We start from the raw sequence: 1743 nt of genomic DNA, 5'->3' as shown, positions 1-1743 counted from the left end.
CCGGGGCTCAGCTCCAGCACGAGCGGCGAGGCCACGAAGACGGAGGAGTACGTCCCGACCACCACGCCGATCAGGGTGGCGAGGGCGAAGTCGGTGAGGGTGTCCCCGCCGAGGACGGCCAGCGCCGCGAGGACGAGGACCGCGCCCAGGCCGGTGTTGACGGTGCGCGGCAGGGTCTGCAGGACCGCGGTGTTCACCAGGTCCGGCAGGGCCCGCGTCCCCGTCCCTCCCCCGAGGCCGCCGCCGCGCAGCAGTTCGCGGACCCGGTCGAAGACCACGACGGAGTCGTTGACCGAGTAGCCGATGACGGTGAGCAGCGCGGCGAGGAAGACGCCGTCGACCGGCTTGCCGAGCCAGGCGAAGACGCCGACCACGACGACCACGTCGTGCGCGAGCGCGCCGACCGCGGCCGCGCCGAAGAGACGGCGGAAACGGACGGCGAGGTAGAGGAGCTGCGCCCCGAGGGCGACGGCCAGCGCGATCAGGGCGTTGCGGCTCAGCTCCTCGCCGAGGCTCGGGCCGATCAGCTCGTCGCGGACCTTCTCCACCTCCCCCGGTGCGCCCGCGCCCTCCGCGCCCTCCGTGCCGCCCTTGGCGTCCTCGGCGCCCAGTGCGGCGAGGGTGCGGGTGACGGTGTCCGCCTCGGCGTCGGTCAGCCGCTCCGTGCGCACCGTCAGACCGGTGTCCCCGGAGGACTGGACCACGGCCTGCGGGAAGCCTGCGTCGGCGAGGGCGGACCGGGCGCGCTCCGGGTCGACGGGGTGCGTCGTGGCGTACTGCAGGAGCCGGCCTCCGGTGAAGTCGATGCCGAGGTCGAGGCCGCGCACCGCGATGCCGGAACCGGCCAGGACCAGCACGGCCGCGGAGGCGGCGAGCCAGCGGCGCGGGCGGCGCATCAGCTGGGGGTCACGGCGGGCGAGGGCCTCGCGGACCCGTCCGGCGGTGGCGATGCCGGTGACCGCCGGGCGGCGGCGCACCCACCGGCGGGAGACGGCGAACTCGGCGAGGACCCGGGTGACCACCAGCGCGCTCACCATGGAGGCGAGCACGCCGATGCCGAGGGTGACGCCGAAGCCGCGCACCGGCCCGGACGCCAGCAGGAAGAGCAGCGCGGCGGCGATCAGCGTCGTCACGTTGGAGTCGGCGATCGCGCTGAAGGCGTTGCGGAACCCGGCCGTCAGCGCGGAACGGACGCTGGGCCGCACGCGGGCGGCGTGCTCCTCACGGGCGCGTTCGAAGACCAGGACGTTGGCGTCCACCGCCATCCCGATGGCCAGCACGAAGCCGGCCAGGCCGGGCAGGGTGAGGGTGGCGCCGAGCACGGCCAGCGCGGCGTAGGAGATCACGCCGTAGCAGAGCAGCGCCACGACGGCCAGGACGCCCAGGAGCCGGTAGGCCCGGACGATGAACAGGGCGGTCAGCGCGGTGCCGATGACCGCGGCCCAGGCGCTGGCCTCGATGGCGCGGGCGCCCAGGGTGGGGCCGACGGTGTGCTGCTCGACCGTCTCCACGGGCACGGGGAGCGCGCCGCCGCTGATCAGCAGCGCCAGTTCGCGGGCCTCTTCGTCGGTGAAGCCGCCGGTGATCTGGGTGGCGCCGCCGGGGATGCCGTCGCCGCAGGCCACGGAGGGGTCGACCTGCGGGGAGGAGATGACCCGGTCGTCGAGGACGATGGCGACGCGGCGGGCCGGGTCACCGGGCGCGGCGCAGGCCGCCTCGCCGGTGAGGCGGGCCCAGCGGTCG

At 75.7% G+C, this 1743-nt stretch carries 1 protein-coding gene; it reads right to left on the bottom strand.

Annotation, left to right across the window (positions count from 1 at the left end; genetic code table 11):
* On the bottom strand, positions 1 to 1743 hold a 1743-nt coding region (gene secF / locus HW445_RS29820), incomplete at both ends, for a protein translocase subunit SecF (protein WP_180223933.1).

It is taken from the genome of Streptomyces sp. UH6 (genome assembly GCF_013421635.1).
Taxonomy (GTDB): domain Bacteria; phylum Actinomycetota; class Actinomycetes; order Streptomycetales; family Streptomycetaceae; genus Streptomyces; species Streptomyces abyssomicinicus.
The sequence above is the reverse complement of the archived record's forward strand: the minus strand, read 5'-3'. Positions and strand labels throughout refer to the sequence as shown.